Source organism: Terriglobus aquaticus, assembly GCF_025685415.1.
Taxonomy (GTDB): domain Bacteria; phylum Acidobacteriota; class Terriglobia; order Terriglobales; family Acidobacteriaceae; genus Terriglobus; species Terriglobus aquaticus.
This window is the reverse complement of record NZ_JAGSYB010000001.1, coordinates 1-14,401: the sequence shown is the minus strand read 5'-3', so window position 1 is coordinate 14,401 and position 14,401 is coordinate 1. Positions and strand designations below refer to the sequence as shown.

Genomic DNA, 14,401 nt, shown 5'->3' with positions numbered 1-14,401 from the left:
GGGAGCAGAGCCGATGCCCTGTTCCCTGTTCCGGTTCTTACAGCTCTTCCACCGACTTGCCACGAAGTGCCGCGACTTCGGCCTTGTCACGCAACTGCGTCAGCGCGTCAAACGTGGCCTTGATCACGTTGTGCGGGTTTGCCGTTCCCAGCGACTTGGTCAGAACGTTCTGCACGCCGGCCGACGTCATCACCGCGCGCACCGCTCCACCCGCGATCACACCGGTACCTTCCGGCGCCGGCTTCAGCAGCACATGACCCGATCCGAAGCGGCCCAACACCTGGTGCGGAATCGACGTTTCTGTCAGGTTCACGCGGTGCAGGTTCTTCTTCGCCGCTTCAATACCCTTGCGGATCGCCTGCGGAACTTCCTTCGCCTTGCCCGAACCGTAGCCCACCACGCCCTCTGCCGGGTCGCCGATGACAACCAGCGCCGCAAAGCTCATGTTTTTACCGCCCTTGACCACCTTGGTCACGCGGTTGATCGCCACAACCTGATCCTTCAGGTTCAGGCGATTCGCATCGATCTTCTTCTTGAGTGCCATTCGAAATCCTTCCGTTGAACCTGAGTTAGAACTCGAGACCGGCTTCGCGTGCAGCGTCGGCCAGGGCCTTGATGCGGCCGTGATACAGGTAGCCGCCGCGGTCGAATACGACCTTCTTGATGCCCTTTTCCTGTGCGCGCTCGGCGATCAGCTTGCCAACCTGCTGGGCTGCCTCGATGTTGCCGCCGGCCTTGGCCTCTTCGCCCTTCTTCGTCAGGGTGGAAGCGGCCGCCAGGGTCGCAGACTGCGAGTCGTCGATCACCTGGGCGTAGATATGGTTCAGCGAACGGAAGACGTTCAGGCGGGGACGCTCGGTCGTGCCTGAAACCTTGTTCCGGACGCGCTTGTGGACCCGCTTGCGGACCTCATTGCGCTTGGTGAGTGTAATCATCTCGTCTTTCCTTTCCTACAGGCGCAGCCACCCTGGGCGGCCGCGTTCGGAGTCGGGGAGCGACGGCATCTCGTCCGTCGCCTCGGTTTATGCTGCCACTCTCTCAAGTGAGCCAGCCAATCCTCAGGGCCGATCCCAACCACACGCGAAGCGTGTCGAGAACGGCCCGAAGGGCTACTTGGAGCCGGTCTTGCCGACCTTCTTCTTGAGCTTTTCGTCGGTGTAACGAACGCCCTTGTTCTTGTACGGATCGGGCTTGCGCAGCGAACGCATGTCCGCGGCAACCTGGCCAACCTTCTGCCGGTCAATGCCGGTGACCGTCAGGTGAGTCTGCTTGGGATCGATGGCAACATCGATGCCCGTGGGCAGCGGGAACTCGATCGGGTGCGAGTAGCCGAGCGTGAACACCACAAGGCCCTTGCCCTTCATCTCGGCGCGGTAACCGATGCCGACGATGTCCAGTTCCTTCTTCCAGCCGTTGGTCACGCCCTCGACTGCGTTGAACACCAAGGCGCGCGCCAGGCCGTGAATTGCCTTCTGCGAGTCGTTCTCTCGCTCGGCAACGATGTTGTTGTCCTTTTCCACCAGCTTGATGCCCGTGGGCAGCAGAGCGGTGGTGGTGCCCTTGGGTCCCTTCACCTCAACGGTATTGCCGTTGACGGTGTAGCTTACACCGGCCGGCTTGGGGATCGGCTTCAAACCAATACGTGACATGCTTTTGTTCCTTTGCGGCTTGCGAGTCGCGGCGGGATTATCCCGTGCCGTTCCACTGCAGCCCATGCGATGTCGCCACCACATGCCGTACCACTACTGTCTTGCAATTTGCTGAGTGCAGCGCGGAGGTCCACTAGGCCGCCCGCGCCATCGAGCCGATTAGCACCGCCCTCACGTGAGGCGTCGAGAACGGGGCGAAGCGCCTACCAGACGTGTGCGAGGATCTCGCCGCCGACGTTCTCGCGGCGGGCCTGACGGCCCGTCATCACGCCCTTCGGCGTTGTCAGGATCGAAATACCGAGGCCACCCTGCACGCGACGGATGTCGTCCTTGCCCAGGTACACGCGCGAGCCCGGCTTGGAGATGCGCTTCAGGTCCGTGATCGCCGACTGGTTGTCGGTGGAGTACTTCAGGTACACGCGGAGAACGCGCTTGCCTTCTTCTTCCGTCACCTTGAAGTTGGTGATGTAGCCCTCTTCCTTCAGAATGCGGGCGATTTCGGCCTTCAGGTTCGAGGCAGGAACATCCATCTTCTGGTGGCGGGAACGGATCGCGTTGCGAACGCGGGTCAGGAAGTCTGCGACTGGATCGGTCAAGTTCATGGTCTTCTTCTCTCTACCTCTCGTTTGCTGCGGGCGACGTTGAAACGCGATGCCGGCAGAACCTGCAGAGGATTTGCATTGCATGCAGCGGATGCGCTCTGCGCAGGCTACACAATCTCGTCACCCCGAGCGCGCGCATCGCGCGCCGGGAACCGTGCGGAGTACTTACCAGCTAGACTTCACGACACCTGGAATCTCGCCCTTCAAAGCGAGGCCACGGAAGCACAGGCGGCAGATCCCAAACTTGCGGAGAAACGCCCGGGGGCGACCGCACAGCTGGCAGCGGTTGTGCTGGCGGCTCTTGAACTTGGGCTTCTTGGCGTCCTTGACTGCTTTTGCGGTAGTCGACATGTTCTTCTAATCCTCTCAGTTCGCCGCTTATGCGCGGAAGGGCATGCCGAAGTGCTTCAAGAGCACGCGGGCGCCATTGTCATCGGGCGAGGTGGTCACGATCGTGACGTTCATGCCCTTCAGCTTCTCGACCTTCGAGTAGTCGATTTCCGGAAAGATGAGCTGATCGCGTAGACCCAGCGTGTAGTTGCCACGGCCGTCGAAGCTCTTGGCGGAAACACCCTTGAAGTCACGCACACGGGGCAGCGCCACCGAGATCAGGCGATCCAGGAACTCGTACATCGCGTCGCCACGCAGGGTGACCATGGCGCCGATCGACTGGCCGGCGCGCACCTTGAACTGCGCGATGGACTTCTTGGCCTTGGTCAGCACCGGCTTCTGGCCGGTGATCTGGGCCAGATCGCTCACGAGCGGGTCGAGGATCTTGTTGTTCTGCGTGGCCTCGCCCAGGCCCATGTTGATGATGATCTTTTCGATCTTTGGCACGGCCATCACATTCTGGATGCCGAGCTCTTTCTGAACCGCGCCCTTCAGCTCGGTCGAATACTTCTCACGCAGGCGTGCTGCCATTTCTTCCTGTCTTTCTCCACGGTTCCGGGGTAGCGCTCGCGCGCCGTATACCGTTTCGTGGGGTGTTCCTCGAGTACAAGTTCAGCTTGCTAGATGACCGATCCTACTCAGCTTCAAAAATGCGAAGAGGTCTAGGGACGGTTCGCCGCTCGGTAAACTACTTGCGCTTCGGCAGTGCCAGCGTCTCGCCGGTCGACTTCGCAAAGCGCTCGCGCTTGCCGTCCACGGTGCGGATGCCCACGCGGGTCGCCTTGCCATTCGAGTCCATCAGGGCCACGTTCGAGATGTGGATCGGGGCTTCCTGCTCCGCGATGCCCCCCTTGATGTTGGCCTGGGGATTCGGCTTGACGTGCTTCTTGATCATAGCCACGCCCTCAACCAGAACGCGGTTCTTATCCGCGATCACACGCAGAACTCGGCCGGTCTTGCCCTTGTTCTTGCCAGCGATGACGATTACCTGATCGTTGCGAAGAATGTTTGCCATTTCCTTACTCCTTGTCCCGCACCGTGGTCCCGGTGACAGGCCTCTGCTGTGCCTCAGCAGGAAAGGTTGCAACTGTTTGGACCAAACTTGTCTACTCTACGCGAAAAAGCGCAGCTTAGCAAGCTAAGTCTGCGCTTTCAGCAAGGATAGAGAAGCTTAGATCACTTCAGGAGCCAGCGACACGATCTTCAGGAACTTCTTGTCGCGCAGCTCACGGGCGACGGGTCCGAACACACGCGTGCCCACCGGCTCGCCTGCATCGTTGATCACCACGGCCGCGTTCTGGTCGAAGCGGATGTAGGTGCCATCCTTGCGGCGCGCTTCCTTGCGGGTGCGCACGATCACGGCCTTCACGACCTTGCCCTTCTTCACGGTGCCGTCCGGCGAAGCTTCCTTCACCGCGGCGGTCACCACATCACCCAGACCGGCCTTCTTGCCCAGGCCGCCACCCAACGGCAGGATTACCTGCAGCCGGCGCGCGCCCGAGTTGTCGGCCACGTCGAGGATCGTTCTCATTTGAACGGACATTGTTTTCTCTCCTGATCCCGCTGCGATCGTGTCGCCGGAACCGGGGACTTCGCGTCCCAGTGATGCTCAATCTTGCGGCGCCTGCCGAGCGGAACGAAGAGCAACTTCCTCTCCGTTCATCATCCAGGCGCTGTGGTCTCCGCTACTTCGCTGCGGGCGTCGTAGGCTTGGTGTCTGCCAGCTGCGACAGCGACGAGCGGCGCACGATCTCTTCGAGCGTCCAGCGCTTCAGCTTGCTCAGCGGACGGCTCTCGCGAATGCGGACCTGGTCGCCCACGCGTGCCGAGTTCTGCTCGTCATGCGCGTAGAACTTCTTGTTGGACTTGACCACGCGGCGGTACTTCGGGTGCGCCTTGCGCATCTCCACCGAAACCACGATCGTCTTATCCATCTTCGTCGAGGTCACCAGGCCGATTTTCTCGGTGCGATGACCCGTCTTCTCCGCCGCGGCGGTCTCAACTGCAGGAGTGTTCGTCGTCTCTGCCATGGCTTATGCGTCCTTCTTCTTGCGCGACTTCTTAGCCGGCTTGGTGCTCTCGGTCGGAGCGGTTGCGTGACCGAGCTCGCGCTGACGCGCCACGGTCTTGATGCGAGCGATGTCCTTCTTCAGCTCGCGCAGGTTCTTCAGGCCTTCGTTCTGGCCCAGGCTCTTCTGAAAGCGAATGCGGAACAGCTTCTCGCCCGTCTGGGCTTCCTGCTGCTTCAGCTCTTCGGCCGTCAGGCTCTGGATCTCGTCGATCTTCATCGGTCTTCTCTCTTATGTGCGCAGCAGCCGCCGCGCTAACTCGGGCGGCTTAGGCCGCGGCTTCGGTCTTGCCCGCAGGTGCGGCAATGTTCGGACGCTGCACGAAGATCGTCTTCAGCGGCAGCTTGTTGCTGGCCAGGCGCATCGCTTCCTTCGCGATCTCGGGCGTAACGCCCTCCATCTCAAACAGGAGCTTACCCGGGCGAACCACGGCGACCCAGTGATCGAGCGCACCCTTACCGGAACCCATTCGAACTTCGGCCGGCTTCTTGGTGATCGGCTTGTCCGGGAAAATCCGCAGCCAAACCTTGCCACCACGCTTGATGTAGCGGGTCATGGCGATACGGCTCGCCTCAATCTGGCGGTCGGTGATGTAGCCGCACTCGACCACCTTCAGACCGAAATCGCCGAAAGCCAGCTCGGACCCGCGCCATGCCTTGCCGCGCATCTTGCCCTTTTGCTGCTTCCGGTACTTCACCTTCTTTGGCATCAACATGATGTCATCTCTCCTGCACGGCCTTGGCAGCTAAGCCAGTCTCCGCGCCACAACTGTTCTTCCTGCGTACGTACTGCCCGCAAGGTGAGCCGGGCAGTACGCATCGGTGTTTCGTTTAGAACACGCCAGTGGTCGTGTTCGTATCGCGGCGGCGCTTCTGCTCGTAGATGTCGCCACGGTAGATCCACGTCTTCACGCCGATCACGCCGTAGGTGGTCTTCGCCTCGGCAAAGCCGTAGTCGATGTCCGCACGCAGCGTGTGCAGCGGCAGACGGCCCTGCAGATACCACTCGGAACGCGCGATTTCGTTGCCGTTCAAGCGGCCCGAAACGCGAACCTTAATGCCCTTGCAGCCGAAGCGCAGCGCAGAATCCACGCTCTTACGCATCGCGCGGCGGAAGCTCACGCGCTTCTCAAGCTGCAGAGCGATGTTCTCTGCAACAAGCTGCGCGTCCAGCTCGGGCTTGTTCACTTCCAGGATGTCGACGAACACTTCACGGTTCGTGCGCTTCTGGATGTCGGCCTTCAGCTTGTCGATCTCCGCGCCCTTGCGGCCGATGATGATGCCCGGACGAGCGGTGCGGATAATCAAGCGCAGCTTGTTGCCCGGACGCTCCACTTCAACGGAGGAGACACCGGCGGCCTTCAGCTTCTCGCGCAGCTCAGCTTTCAGCTTCACGTCTTCGACCAGCAGCTTGTCGTAGTCCTTCTCAACAAACCACCGCGACTTCCACGGCTTGTTTACGCCGAGGCGGAACCCATACGGATGGACCTTCTGACCCATTACTTATCCCTTCACTTCGCGTCCACCGGATCGTGCCGGCGAACATACTCAGTACCCTGACACGCCACCGAAGCGGCGTGCGAAATTAGGCTGCAGCGCCTGCCGACTTCTTGTTCGAAGCCTTCTTAGTGGTCGCCTTGCCAGACGTCTTGCCCGTCGCAACAGCTTTGCTCGTTGCCTCGGTGCCCTGCTGGCCGCCCTTGCTCTGCTTCTCGGCAACCGTAACGATAATGTGCGCGATGCGGCGCTGGTAGCGGTACGCACGGCCCATCGGTGCAGGGCGGATGCGCTTCATGCGCGGACCTTCGTTCGCCACTGCCTGTTTCACGAACAGGTTGTCGACATCCAGGTCGAAGCCCTGCTCCTGCGACAGATAGTTCGCGTTCTGCACCGCGGAACGCAGCGCCTTTTCGACGATGGGCGCCACGCGCTTGCGCGTAAACATGAGTGTGTTCAGCGCCTGCTCCACGCGCTGCCCCTTGATCGTATCCAGCACCAGCTTCGCCTTTTGCGGGCTGGTCCGCTGGAACTTCGCCTCGGCGCGAAACTCGCGAACCGCGGTCGTGCTCTTCTCGGCTGTCTTCGCCATAGTGTCTTCCTGACTCTCAAGTGGGGAGCGGGTCTAGACCCGCTCCCGGTTCCTTACTTGCCCTTTGCCGAGCTCTCGGCCTTTGCCGCGTGGCCCTTGAAGGTCCGCGTCAACGAGAACTCACCCAGCTTGTGACCGACCATGTTCTCCGTCACATACACCGGAATGAACTTCTTCCCGTTGTGCACCGCAAAGGTGTGGCCCACAAACTCCGGAAAGATGGTGGAGCGGCGCGACCAGGTCTTGATGACATCCTTCTTGCTGGCCGAGTTCATCACTTCAACCTTGGTCATCAGGTGTGTATCGACAAACGGGCCCTTCTTCGTAGAACGTGCCATATGTCCCTCTCAGCTCTTACTTGCTGCGGCGGTTCACGATGAACACATCGGTCCGCTTGTTGTTACGGGTCTTGTATCCGCGAGTCGGCTGGCCCCAGGGCGTCACAGGATGACGGCCACCGGAGGTCTTACCTTCACCACCACCGTGCGGGTGATCCACAGGGTTCATCGACACACCACGGTTCGCCGGGCGAATGCCACGCCAGCGGCTGGCGCCGGCCTTACCGTAGCTGATGTTTTCGTGATCCGTGTTGCCCACCTGGCCAACGGTCGCCATGCAATCCACCAGAACGCGGCGGGTCTCGCCGGAAGGCAGCTTCAGCAAGGCGTACTCGCCTTCCTTGGCCACCAGCTGCGCGCTCGATCCAGCCGAACGCACCATCTGTGCACCCTTGCCGGGACGAAGCTCAACGTTGTGGACCGTGGTACCGGCCGGAATGTTCTTGAGCGGCAGTGCATTACCAACGAGGATGTCGGCGTCGGGGCCGCTCATCACCTGCTGGCCAACCTTCAGGCCAACCGGCTGCAGGATGTAGCGCTTCTCGCCGTCGCGGTAGCTGATCAGCGCAATGCGGGACGAGCGGTTCGGATCGTACTCGATCGTCGCCACGGTGCCCGGAACGCCGTACTTGTCGCGCTTGAAGTCAATGATGCGGAGCTTCTGCTTGTGGCCACCACCATGGTGGCGGATCGTCAGCTTGCCCGTGCTGTTACGGCCACCGGTACGCTGCTTTACTTCCAGCAGCGGCTTGTAGGGCTCGTTCGTCGTGATGTCCGAGTTCACCAGCTTCGACTGGAAGCGCAGCGTCGGAGTCACAGGTCGGAATGTCTTAATCGGCATTGCCTTGTTCCCTTGCCTTCCGCATAGCTTGTCAGGCGCGCGGAGCAGTTACAGATTCAGCGTGTGGCGAGCTCTTTGGAGCCCTTGCAAACCGGCTGACAAAACCGGTTTGCCGACTCGCCACTGCCTTACAGGCTATTGACTTACAGGCTGTTCACGTACTCCGGCATCTCTTCGCCAGACTTCAGCCGTACATAGGCCTTCTTCCAGTCGGGGCGGAAGCCCGTAAAACGGCCACGGCGGCGTTCCTTGCCGAGCACGTTCGACGTACGGATGGTGGACACCTTCACCTGGAAGAGCGTCTCCACCGCCTGCTTCACTTCCGTCTTGGTCGCATTCGCGGCAACCTCGAACACCAGCGTGCCCTCGGTCTCCTTCACGCCCATGCTCTTCTCAGTGATGAGCGGGCGACGGATCACTTGGTATACGGTCGGCATTTATGCTGCCTCCTTCTGCGCGTCCAGCTTGCGCTTGGAAACGTTCTTCTTCAGCGTCTCCTGCAGGGCCTCAATGGCAGCCTGCGAGAAGATGGCGTGCTCGTAGCGAAGCAGATCGTACGGGTGCACTTCACTCGACAGAACCAGCTCCACACCGTCCAGGTTGCGCGAACCGTAGAACAGGTTGTCGCTCAGCTTCTGGCCGCTTTCCACCAAGAGGGCCGTCTTCTTGGCATCCAGGGTGTCCAGCATCTTGCGGTACAGCTTGGTCTTCGGCTCGGTCGCTTCCAGGGTCGAAACCACAGTCAGCTTGCCGTCGGCCAGCTTGCTCGCCAATGCCGAGCTCAGCGCGCCCAGCAGCTTCTTGCGGGGGAACTGGTACTCATACGAGCGGGGCTGAGGTCCGTGCACCGTGCCGCCGTGGCGCCAAATTGGCGAACGCACCGAACCCACACGGGCGCGGCCAGTTCCCTTCTGCTTCCACAGCTTCTTGCCGGAACCCGACACAAGCTTCTTGTTCTTTGTGGCGGCCGTACCCTGGCGCAGCGCTGCACGGTAGTGCTTGACTGCTTCCCAGAGCAATGCCTCGTTCACTTCGACGCCAAACACCTCGTCCGCAAGCTCAAGCTCGCCGACTGTGTTTCCGCCGAGATCGACAACATTGATCTTTGCCATCTTGCTTCCTTTGGGCCCGTACCATTGCGGGCGCCGTACTGTCGTTGTGTCACCGTGCCGATATTCCGAGCCAAAGACTGGAACCGCACGGTGCAGTGCTGCTGTACTGCCTTGGAGCGACCCGCCACGCAAATGCGCATGGGGCAAACCACTGCGCCCACCGGGACATGGCCGAGAGGCGCAGTCTCCGCTGGACGCTCAACCCTACTTCTTCTTGCCTGCCGAAGCCTTCTTCGAAGCCTTCAGCGGATCGACCGTGCCCGAACCCGCAAATCCACGACGCTCACGCGGCGGAGCCTTCGCCTTCGAGATCAGAACCACACCATCACGAGGTCCGGGAACCGCGCCCTCGACCATAAGGAGGTTCTCCTCAGTGTCGATGCCGCGGATGCGCAGGTTGCGCACCGTGACCTGCGCGTCGCCGAAGTGACCCGGCATACGCTGGCCCGGGAACACGCGCGACGGGAACGACGATGCACCGATCGAACCCTGGATCTGGAACATGTGACCGTGCGACTTGGGACCGCCGCCGAAGCCGTGCCGGCGCACAACGCCCGCGAAACCGCGGCCCTTGCTGGTGCCGATAATGTCCACGAACTTGGCATCGTTGAAGATGTCGACCATGATGCGGTCGCCAGCCTTCACAGCCTCGCTGCCATCACCCTCGACCGTACCGGTCGAAGTTTCGATCGCGACTTCCTTGATGATCTTGACCGGCGGAACATCGCTCTTGGCGAAGTGGCCCGTCATGGCCTTGTTCACCTTGCTCGCCTTCACAAACTCGACCAGACCGATCTGGGCGGCGTCGTAGCCGTCCTTCAGCTGGGTCTTGAGCTGTGTGATCACACACGGACCGGCCTTGATGACCGTGATCGGGTGCACCGCACCCTGATCGTCGAACACCTGCGTCATACCGACCTTGCGGCCGAGAATACCTGTTACTGCCATTTGCCACTCCTCATCATGCCGCGACTCGCATCGGGCACTGCCGGTTGAATTTTGGTTTGCTGCTTGGGTGGTGCGGTGCTGCGCGGAGCTGTCTTTGAGGGCGAACCTGGTGGACTACAGCGCGCAGCGGAAGCTTGCGAAGATTACTTGGTTACGGTCTTGATCTCGACGTCCACGCCTGCCGGCAGGTCGAGCTTCATCAGCGCGTCCACCGTCTGCTGCGTCGGCTCCAGGATGTCGATCAGCCGCTTGTGCGTGCGGATCTCGAACGCCTCGCGCGACTTCTTGTCCACGTGGGGCGAACGCAGAACACAGTACTTGTTCTTCATCGTCGGGAGCGGAATCGGACCCGCCACCTGTGCGCCCGTGCGCTTCGCCGTCTCCACAATCTCACCGGTCGACGTGTCGAGCACGCGATAGTCATACGCCTTCAGGCGAATACGAATCCTTTGCTGTCCAGCCATGTTCTTCTCTCAAAGAGCGAAAATGCGTCAGGCCATTTCGGCCAACCCTACGAATATAACGGAAAAGTCGGCTCGAACACAACTCAAACGACGAGCGCGCTCCTCAGCCTGGCGGGTTTCCGCCCTTAGCGCTGTCCGGATGTCGCAGAACATGTGCCGAACGGCAGGAAAAGCGTGAACACGGTTCCGCTCTTTCCTGGGCGGTCAGAACTCCGGAACCTCAGCTTGCCCCGGTGCCTCGCCACGATCTCACTGCTGATCCACAAGCCCAGGCCGGTGCCTCCCATGCCCTTGGTCGTGTAGAACGCGTCGAAAATGCGCTCCTTCACTTGCGGAGACATTCCAGTTCCGGTGTCCGCCACGGTCATCACCAGCCCGCGCTCGCCCGTTACGGGGTCAACCTGTTCCCTGCTGCGCAGTAACAGGCGACCACCCTTCGGCATGGCATCCAGCGCATTTCCAATCAGGTTGTTCAGCACCTGCCGAATCTCTCCACCCAGGCACTCCACCGGGTGCTCCGCCCGCTTGCGCTTTTCCAGCGTCACGCCGTTGTTGACGACGCGCCCCTGGAACATGGCCAGGCTATCCCCAATCAGGTCGTAACAAAATGCCATCGCCGGTCGGGTCTGCTGCTTGTGGAAGCGCAACGTCTGGTTCGCGATCAGCGACACGCGACGCAACTCCCGCTCGGCCGTTGTCACATAGGTCCGAACGTCTTCCATGCTGTCGCTGTTCTGGATCAGGTACAGCAGATTCGTGACCGACTCCAGAGGATTGTTGATCTCATGAGCAATCGAAGCTGCCAGCCGCCCGACTGCGGCAAGCTTTTCGTTCTGCCGCAGCGCCGTCTCCGCCAGCTTGCGCTCGGTCACATCCTCCACAATGGCGAACAGTTCTTGCGGACTGTCCGCGGCTTGGGATGCCTTTCCTTTCGATCGCAGCCAGCGCACCTCGCCATCCCGCAGGATGCGGTACTCAATGTCGTAATCGTGCTTGCCCGCCAGCACTCCACGGAAGTGCTCCGCAACTCGTTCTTGATCTTCGGGATGCAGCAGGTTCAACCAGTAGGCCACCTCACCATTTGGCTTCGGCGACCCAACAATGCGGTGCATGCGGTCGTCTGCAATCACCTGCCTCGTCTCGGGGTTGTAGTGCCACATACCCAGCGAGGCCGCCTCCATCCCCATCTCGAACTCTTCGCGACTGCGCCTCAACTCCCGTTCAGCGATCACAGCGGCAGTATCGTCGACAACCGGGTTTGCAATACCCACGATGTTGCCGCTCTCAAAGATCGGGTTCAGACCGTACGTCCACCACCGGTCCTGCATCACGCCATCCACCAGGATCGGAATCTTCTCTGCACGGGCCGACACCGACTTGCCCGGATGGAACGCCGAGCGGATCGGGTCCCCAATCTGCTCCCAAGCCTCTGCCCAAACCTCGGGCCCGGTGCAGCCCAGCGCCCACGGATGCTTCTGAGCCAGGAATGGACGATAGTGGTCGTTGTACAGCAGGATCAGGTCGCTGCTCCAATACACCGCCCCCGCAAACGGCGACAGCAGCATCAAGTTAACGGCCGCGACCAGCGTCTCTGACCATTTAGCAATCGGACCCAGCGGTGTCCTGCTCCAGTCCATGCGGCGGACCAGATCGGCCATCTCACCGCTGCCCTGAACGACGTTCCGTGCGGCTTCCGGAGCTTCGGGCAGAAATCGGCCTTTTACTTGCACTGCGATCCCATGCTCTTCGATCTCCCGTAGTGTGCCAAGCACTCGCCTCTTCACCGTCTCACGAACTCCGGCCAAGGAGCGGGACAAGCCGACCCTGTCTTCGGACAGCAATGCAACCGGGCAGGTCCATACTAGACCGATGAAGGCTGCCGTCGTCCAATCCCCTGGTCAAACTCCGGTTGTTGGTAGTTTCCCAACTCCAACACTACGCGACCAGATGGACCTGGTCACAGTTCACGCGGCCGCTCTCAGCAATCTCACGAAGGGCCGCGCCTCCGGCTCGCACTACAGCTCGGAGTATGTGTATCCGTTCGTTCCCGGCGTCGATGGCGTAGGCACCACCATCGACGGTCGCCGCGTGTACTTCGTTCTTCCGGAGGCACCCTTTGGTGCCATGGCAGAGCAAACCCTGGTCGACCCGCGCCACACCATTCCCGTCCCCGCCGCGTTGAACAGCGTTCTTGCCGCGGCCATAGCCAACCCGGGCATGTCCTGCTGGGCCGCGCTCGTGGAACGGGCCCACCTCCAGCCCGGTGAGACCGTGCTCGTCAACGGCGCAACCGGCGCATCCGGCAATGTAGCGGTGCAGGTCGCAAAGCAGCTTGGCGCAAAGCGGGTGATCGCAACGGGTCGCAACGCCGTCGAGCTCGAATCCCTTCGCGCCCTCGGCGCTGACGCGATCCTTCCCTTTGACCTCCGCCCCGGAGACTCAGACGGCGTTGACCGGTTCGCGGCCGCACTTGCCGCTGAGTTCACTCAGGGCATCGACGTGGTCATCGACTACCTGTGGGGCACCAGCGCCCGGACCATCATCACCAGCATCGCTAGGGCGGTTGAAGACGCCCACCCGTCCGCTTCATCCAGGTAGGCGAGGCCAGCCGCGAAGCGCTCGAGCTTCCCGCCGCCGCCCTGCGCTCCTCCGCTATCCAGATCATGGGCAGCGGCTTAAAATCCGTTCCGCTCCCTAAACTGCTTGAAGCCATCGGCCACACCTTAAACCTCGCCGCAGAGGGCAAGCTCCATCTGGCAACCGTAGCCGTTCCGCTCGCGCAGGTCGCGGAAACGTGGAACAGCCCGGGACGGCCGCGCCTCGTTTACACCATGCAATAGCCGGCAAGCTCCCGCCGTTCGCTTCCGCGTACCCTGTAACTCATGCGCTGCTTCGTCGGCACGGCAGGTTCGACCGTGCCGAAGCAACATCTGCCACTCTTCCCTGCCTCGCCCGACGGCGGAAAGCTCTCGCACCTCGAGCGCTATGCAACCCGCCTCCGTTGCATGGAGATCAACTCCAGCTTCCACCGGCCGCACCGTCGCTCTACCTGGGAGCGCTGGGCCGCCTCCGTGCCCGACGACTTCCGCTTCGCCGTCAAGGCGCCCAAGTCCGTCACACACACGGCCAAGCTCATCAACACGGGTGCGATGCTGCTCGACTTCTTCGCGGGCGTGAGCGGCTTAGGGAACAAGCTCGGCCCCATCCTCGTGCAGCTCCCACCCAAACTCTCCTTCGACGAAGGCATCGCTCACGAGTTCTTGACCACGCTCCGTGAGCTGCACACCGGAAACATCGTCCTGGAAGCCCGTAACGCCACTTGGTTCACCGCTGCCGCAGATTGTCTGCTACGCGATTTCCAGGTCGCCCGCGTGGCTGCCGACCCACCCAAGGGCTCCGACTTGGCGGCGCGTCCCGGCGGATGGCAGGACCTCCACTACTGGCGCCTGCACGGCACACCGCGTACCTACTATTCCGAGTACGAAGAACCCCGGCTTCGCGAAATCGCCGAAGAGGTACTCTCCCCGAAAGACTCCCAGCAGCCATCGGAGACCTGGATCATCTTCGACAACACCGCGCTCGGCCACGCCACCGCAAACGCTGTCCAGATGCAGTTGATCCTCGAGCAAGGGGCAGGGGCTAAAGCCCCTCGTTAAGGCACAGCGAAGTCTCGTAGCTCCTATAGCAAAGCGTTCGACGAGCGCGGTGCTCAGCCTGGCTTACTTGCTGGTTGGAAGCAGGATGCTCACAACTTCTAAGCACAAGCAGAAGGGCCGCATCGTTCGATGCGGCCCTTCGGTGTTGCATGTGAGCTTGCATGGGGCAGACGCGAAGCGCATCTGCTCCATGCAGTGGCTTACTTGATGATTTCGGTGATGGTTCCGGCGCCCACGGTGCGTC

The 14,401-nt window shown here is 61.3% G+C and carries 22 protein-coding genes; 2 read left to right on the top strand and 20 right to left on the bottom strand.

Translation table 11 applies throughout. From position 1 onward, the window contains the following. Positions 1-37 precede the first annotated feature (37 nt). From rpsE to OHL12_RS00015, 20 genes are all read right to left on the bottom strand, one after another. Entirely contained in the window at positions 38-544 is a 507-nt protein-coding gene (rpsE, locus tag OHL12_RS00110) for a 30S ribosomal protein S5 (protein WP_263411813.1), read from the bottom strand. A 25-nt stretch (positions 545-569) separates the two neighbouring features. After that, a complete protein-coding gene (gene rplR / locus OHL12_RS00105; protein WP_263411812.1) occupies positions 570-935 on the bottom strand; it encodes a 50S ribosomal protein L18 in 366 nt (121 codons plus the stop codon). A gap of 174 nt (positions 936-1,109) precedes the next feature. After that, complete coding sequence (rplF, locus tag OHL12_RS00100) at positions 1,110-1,649, bottom strand: 50S ribosomal protein L6 (RefSeq protein ID WP_263411811.1); 540 nt, start codon at positions 1,647-1,649, stop codon at positions 1,110-1,112. A gap of 203 nt (positions 1,650-1,852) precedes the next feature. After that, positions 1,853-2,251, bottom strand: coding sequence for a 30S ribosomal protein S8 (rpsH, locus tag OHL12_RS00095; RefSeq protein WP_263411810.1), 399 nt, complete (start codon positions 2,249-2,251; stop codon positions 1,853-1,855). A gap of 165 nt (positions 2,252-2,416) precedes the next feature. Beyond that, positions 2,417-2,602 (bottom strand): type Z 30S ribosomal protein S14, encoded by a 186-nt coding sequence (locus tag OHL12_RS00090; protein WP_263411809.1) that lies wholly within the window; start codon positions 2,600-2,602, stop codon positions 2,417-2,419. Between the two features lie 27 nt (positions 2,603-2,629). Continuing rightward, positions 2,630-3,172, bottom strand: a complete 543-nt coding sequence (rplE, locus tag OHL12_RS00085) for a 50S ribosomal protein L5 (protein WP_263411808.1) — start codon at positions 3,170-3,172, stop codon at positions 2,630-2,632. A gap of 157 nt (positions 3,173-3,329) precedes the next feature. After that, complete coding sequence (gene rplX, locus OHL12_RS00080) at positions 3,330-3,656, bottom strand: 50S ribosomal protein L24 (RefSeq protein ID WP_263411807.1); 327 nt, start codon at positions 3,654-3,656, stop codon at positions 3,330-3,332. 156 nt (positions 3,657-3,812) lie between these two features. Continuing rightward, positions 3,813-4,184 carry a 50S ribosomal protein L14 gene (rplN, locus tag OHL12_RS00075; RefSeq protein ID WP_047496466.1) on the bottom strand — a complete coding sequence of 124 codons (372 nt, stop codon included), beginning with the start codon at positions 4,182-4,184 and terminating at the stop codon, positions 3,813-3,815. Positions 4,185-4,326: 142 nt separating this feature from the next. Further along, positions 4,327-4,671: a 30S ribosomal protein S17 gene (gene rpsQ / locus OHL12_RS00070; RefSeq protein WP_263411806.1), complete on the bottom strand. Its 345-nt coding sequence runs from the start codon at positions 4,669-4,671 to the stop codon at positions 4,327-4,329. A gap of 3 nt (positions 4,672-4,674) precedes the next feature. Further along, positions 4,675-4,929, bottom strand: coding sequence for a 50S ribosomal protein L29 (gene rpmC / locus OHL12_RS00065; protein ID WP_263411805.1), 255 nt, complete (start codon positions 4,927-4,929; stop codon positions 4,675-4,677). Between the two features lie 49 nt (positions 4,930-4,978). Continuing rightward, a complete protein-coding gene (gene rplP / locus OHL12_RS00060; RefSeq protein ID WP_263411804.1) occupies positions 4,979-5,425 on the bottom strand; it encodes a 50S ribosomal protein L16 in 447 nt (148 codons plus the stop codon). A gap of 115 nt (positions 5,426-5,540) precedes the next feature. Beyond that, positions 5,541-6,209 carry a 30S ribosomal protein S3 gene (rpsC, locus tag OHL12_RS00055; protein ID WP_263411803.1) on the bottom strand — a complete coding sequence of 223 codons (669 nt, stop codon included), beginning with the start codon at positions 6,207-6,209 and terminating at the stop codon, positions 5,541-5,543. An 85-nt stretch (positions 6,210-6,294) separates the two neighbouring features. Beyond that, a complete protein-coding gene (rplV, locus tag OHL12_RS00050) occupies positions 6,295-6,798 on the bottom strand; it encodes a 50S ribosomal protein L22 (RefSeq protein ID WP_263411802.1) in 504 nt (167 codons plus the stop codon). A 53-nt stretch (positions 6,799-6,851) separates the two neighbouring features. Continuing rightward, positions 6,852-7,136, bottom strand: a complete 285-nt coding sequence (gene rpsS / locus OHL12_RS00045; RefSeq protein ID WP_263411801.1) for a 30S ribosomal protein S19 — start codon at positions 7,134-7,136, stop codon at positions 6,852-6,854. 16 nt (positions 7,137-7,152) lie between these two features. Continuing rightward, complete coding sequence (gene rplB, locus OHL12_RS00040) at positions 7,153-7,977, bottom strand: 50S ribosomal protein L2 (RefSeq protein WP_263411800.1); 825 nt, start codon at positions 7,975-7,977, stop codon at positions 7,153-7,155. 143 nt (positions 7,978-8,120) lie between these two features. Beyond that, positions 8,121-8,414: a 50S ribosomal protein L23 gene (locus tag OHL12_RS00035; RefSeq protein WP_263411799.1), complete on the bottom strand. Its 294-nt coding sequence runs from the start codon at positions 8,412-8,414 to the stop codon at positions 8,121-8,123. Beyond that, positions 8,415-9,089: a 50S ribosomal protein L4 gene (gene rplD / locus OHL12_RS00030; RefSeq protein ID WP_263411798.1), complete on the bottom strand. Its 675-nt coding sequence runs from the start codon at positions 9,087-9,089 to the stop codon at positions 8,415-8,417. Between the two features lie 204 nt (positions 9,090-9,293). Continuing rightward, positions 9,294-10,037: a 50S ribosomal protein L3 gene (gene rplC, locus OHL12_RS00025; protein WP_263411797.1), complete on the bottom strand. Its 744-nt coding sequence runs from the start codon at positions 10,035-10,037 to the stop codon at positions 9,294-9,296. 143 nt (positions 10,038-10,180) lie between these two features. Beyond that, positions 10,181-10,501: a 30S ribosomal protein S10 gene (rpsJ, locus tag OHL12_RS00020; RefSeq protein ID WP_013569724.1), complete on the bottom strand. Its 321-nt coding sequence runs from the start codon at positions 10,499-10,501 to the stop codon at positions 10,181-10,183. Between the two features lie 125 nt (positions 10,502-10,626). Beyond that, complete coding sequence (locus OHL12_RS00015) at positions 10,627-12,231, bottom strand: sensor histidine kinase (RefSeq protein WP_263411796.1); 1,605 nt, start codon at positions 12,229-12,231, stop codon at positions 10,627-10,629. 217 nt (positions 12,232-12,448) lie between these two features. Between OHL12_RS00015 and OHL12_RS00010 the strand changes: the two genes are divergently transcribed. Together OHL12_RS00010 and OHL12_RS00005 are read left to right on the top strand one after the other, a co-directional pair. Further along, complete coding sequence (locus tag OHL12_RS00010) at positions 12,449-13,099, top strand: zinc-binding dehydrogenase (RefSeq protein ID WP_263411795.1); 651 nt, start codon at positions 12,449-12,451, stop codon at positions 13,097-13,099. A gap of 317 nt (positions 13,100-13,416) precedes the next feature. Further along, complete coding sequence (locus OHL12_RS00005) at positions 13,417-14,157, top strand: DUF72 domain-containing protein (RefSeq protein WP_263411794.1); 741 nt, start codon at positions 13,417-13,419, stop codon at positions 14,155-14,157. Positions 14,158-14,401 lie beyond the last annotated feature (244 nt).

Bases quoted from the DNA above. Each gene is read 5' to 3' on its own strand.
- OHL12_RS00090 (WP_263411809.1), bottom strand. From the start codon at position 2,602: ATGTCGACTACCGCAAAAGCAGTCAAGGACGCCAAGAAGCCCAAGTTC.
- rplB (WP_263411800.1), bottom strand. From the start codon at position 7,977: ATGCCGATTAAGACATTCCGACCTGTGACTCCGACGCTGCGCTTCCAG.
- rpsS (WP_263411801.1), bottom strand. From the start codon at position 7,136: ATGGCACGTTCTACGAAGAAGGGCCCGTTTGTCGATACACACCTGATG.
- rpsQ (WP_263411806.1), bottom strand. From the start codon at position 4,671: ATGGCAGAGACGACGAACACTCCTGCAGTTGAGACCGCCGCGGCGGAG.
- OHL12_RS00010 (WP_263411795.1), top strand. From the start codon at position 12,449: ATGGACCTGGTCACAGTTCACGCGGCCGCTCTCAGCAATCTCACGAAG.
- rplC (WP_263411797.1), bottom strand. From the start codon at position 10,037: ATGGCAGTAACAGGTATTCTCGGCCGCAAGGTCGGTATGACGCAGGTG.
- rplD (WP_263411798.1), bottom strand. From the start codon at position 9,089: ATGGCAAAGATCAATGTTGTCGATCTCGGCGGAAACACAGTCGGCGAG.
- rplV (WP_263411802.1), bottom strand. From the start codon at position 6,798: ATGGCGAAGACAGCCGAGAAGAGCACGACCGCGGTTCGCGAGTTTCGC.
- rpsC (WP_263411803.1), bottom strand. From the start codon at position 6,209: ATGGGTCAGAAGGTCCATCCGTATGGGTTCCGCCTCGGCGTAAACAAG.
- rplF (WP_263411811.1), bottom strand. From the start codon at position 1,649: ATGTCACGTATTGGTTTGAAGCCGATCCCCAAGCCGGCCGGTGTAAGC.
- rpsJ (WP_013569724.1), bottom strand. From the start codon at position 10,501: ATGGCTGGACAGCAAAGGATTCGTATTCGCCTGAAGGCGTATGACTAT.
- rplN (WP_047496466.1), bottom strand. From the start codon at position 4,184: ATGTCCGTTCAAATGAGAACGATCCTCGACGTGGCCGACAACTCGGGC.
- OHL12_RS00035 (WP_263411799.1), bottom strand. From the start codon at position 8,414: ATGCCGACCGTATACCAAGTGATCCGTCGCCCGCTCATCACTGAGAAG.
- rplX (WP_263411807.1), bottom strand. From the start codon at position 3,656: ATGGCAAACATTCTTCGCAACGATCAGGTAATCGTCATCGCTGGCAAG.
- rpsH (WP_263411810.1), bottom strand. From the start codon at position 2,251: ATGAACTTGACCGATCCAGTCGCAGACTTCCTGACCCGCGTTCGCAAC.
- rplR (WP_263411812.1), bottom strand. From the start codon at position 935: ATGATTACACTCACCAAGCGCAATGAGGTCCGCAAGCGGGTCCACAAG.
- rplP (WP_263411804.1), bottom strand. From the start codon at position 5,425: ATGTTGATGCCAAAGAAGGTGAAGTACCGGAAGCAGCAAAAGGGCAAG.
- rpsE (WP_263411813.1), bottom strand. From the start codon at position 544: ATGGCACTCAAGAAGAAGATCGATGCGAATCGCCTGAACCTGAAGGAT.
- rplE (WP_263411808.1), bottom strand. From the start codon at position 3,172: ATGGCAGCACGCCTGCGTGAGAAGTATTCGACCGAGCTGAAGGGCGCG.
- rpmC (WP_263411805.1), bottom strand. From the start codon at position 4,929: ATGAAGATCGACGAGATCCAGAGCCTGACGGCCGAAGAGCTGAAGCAG.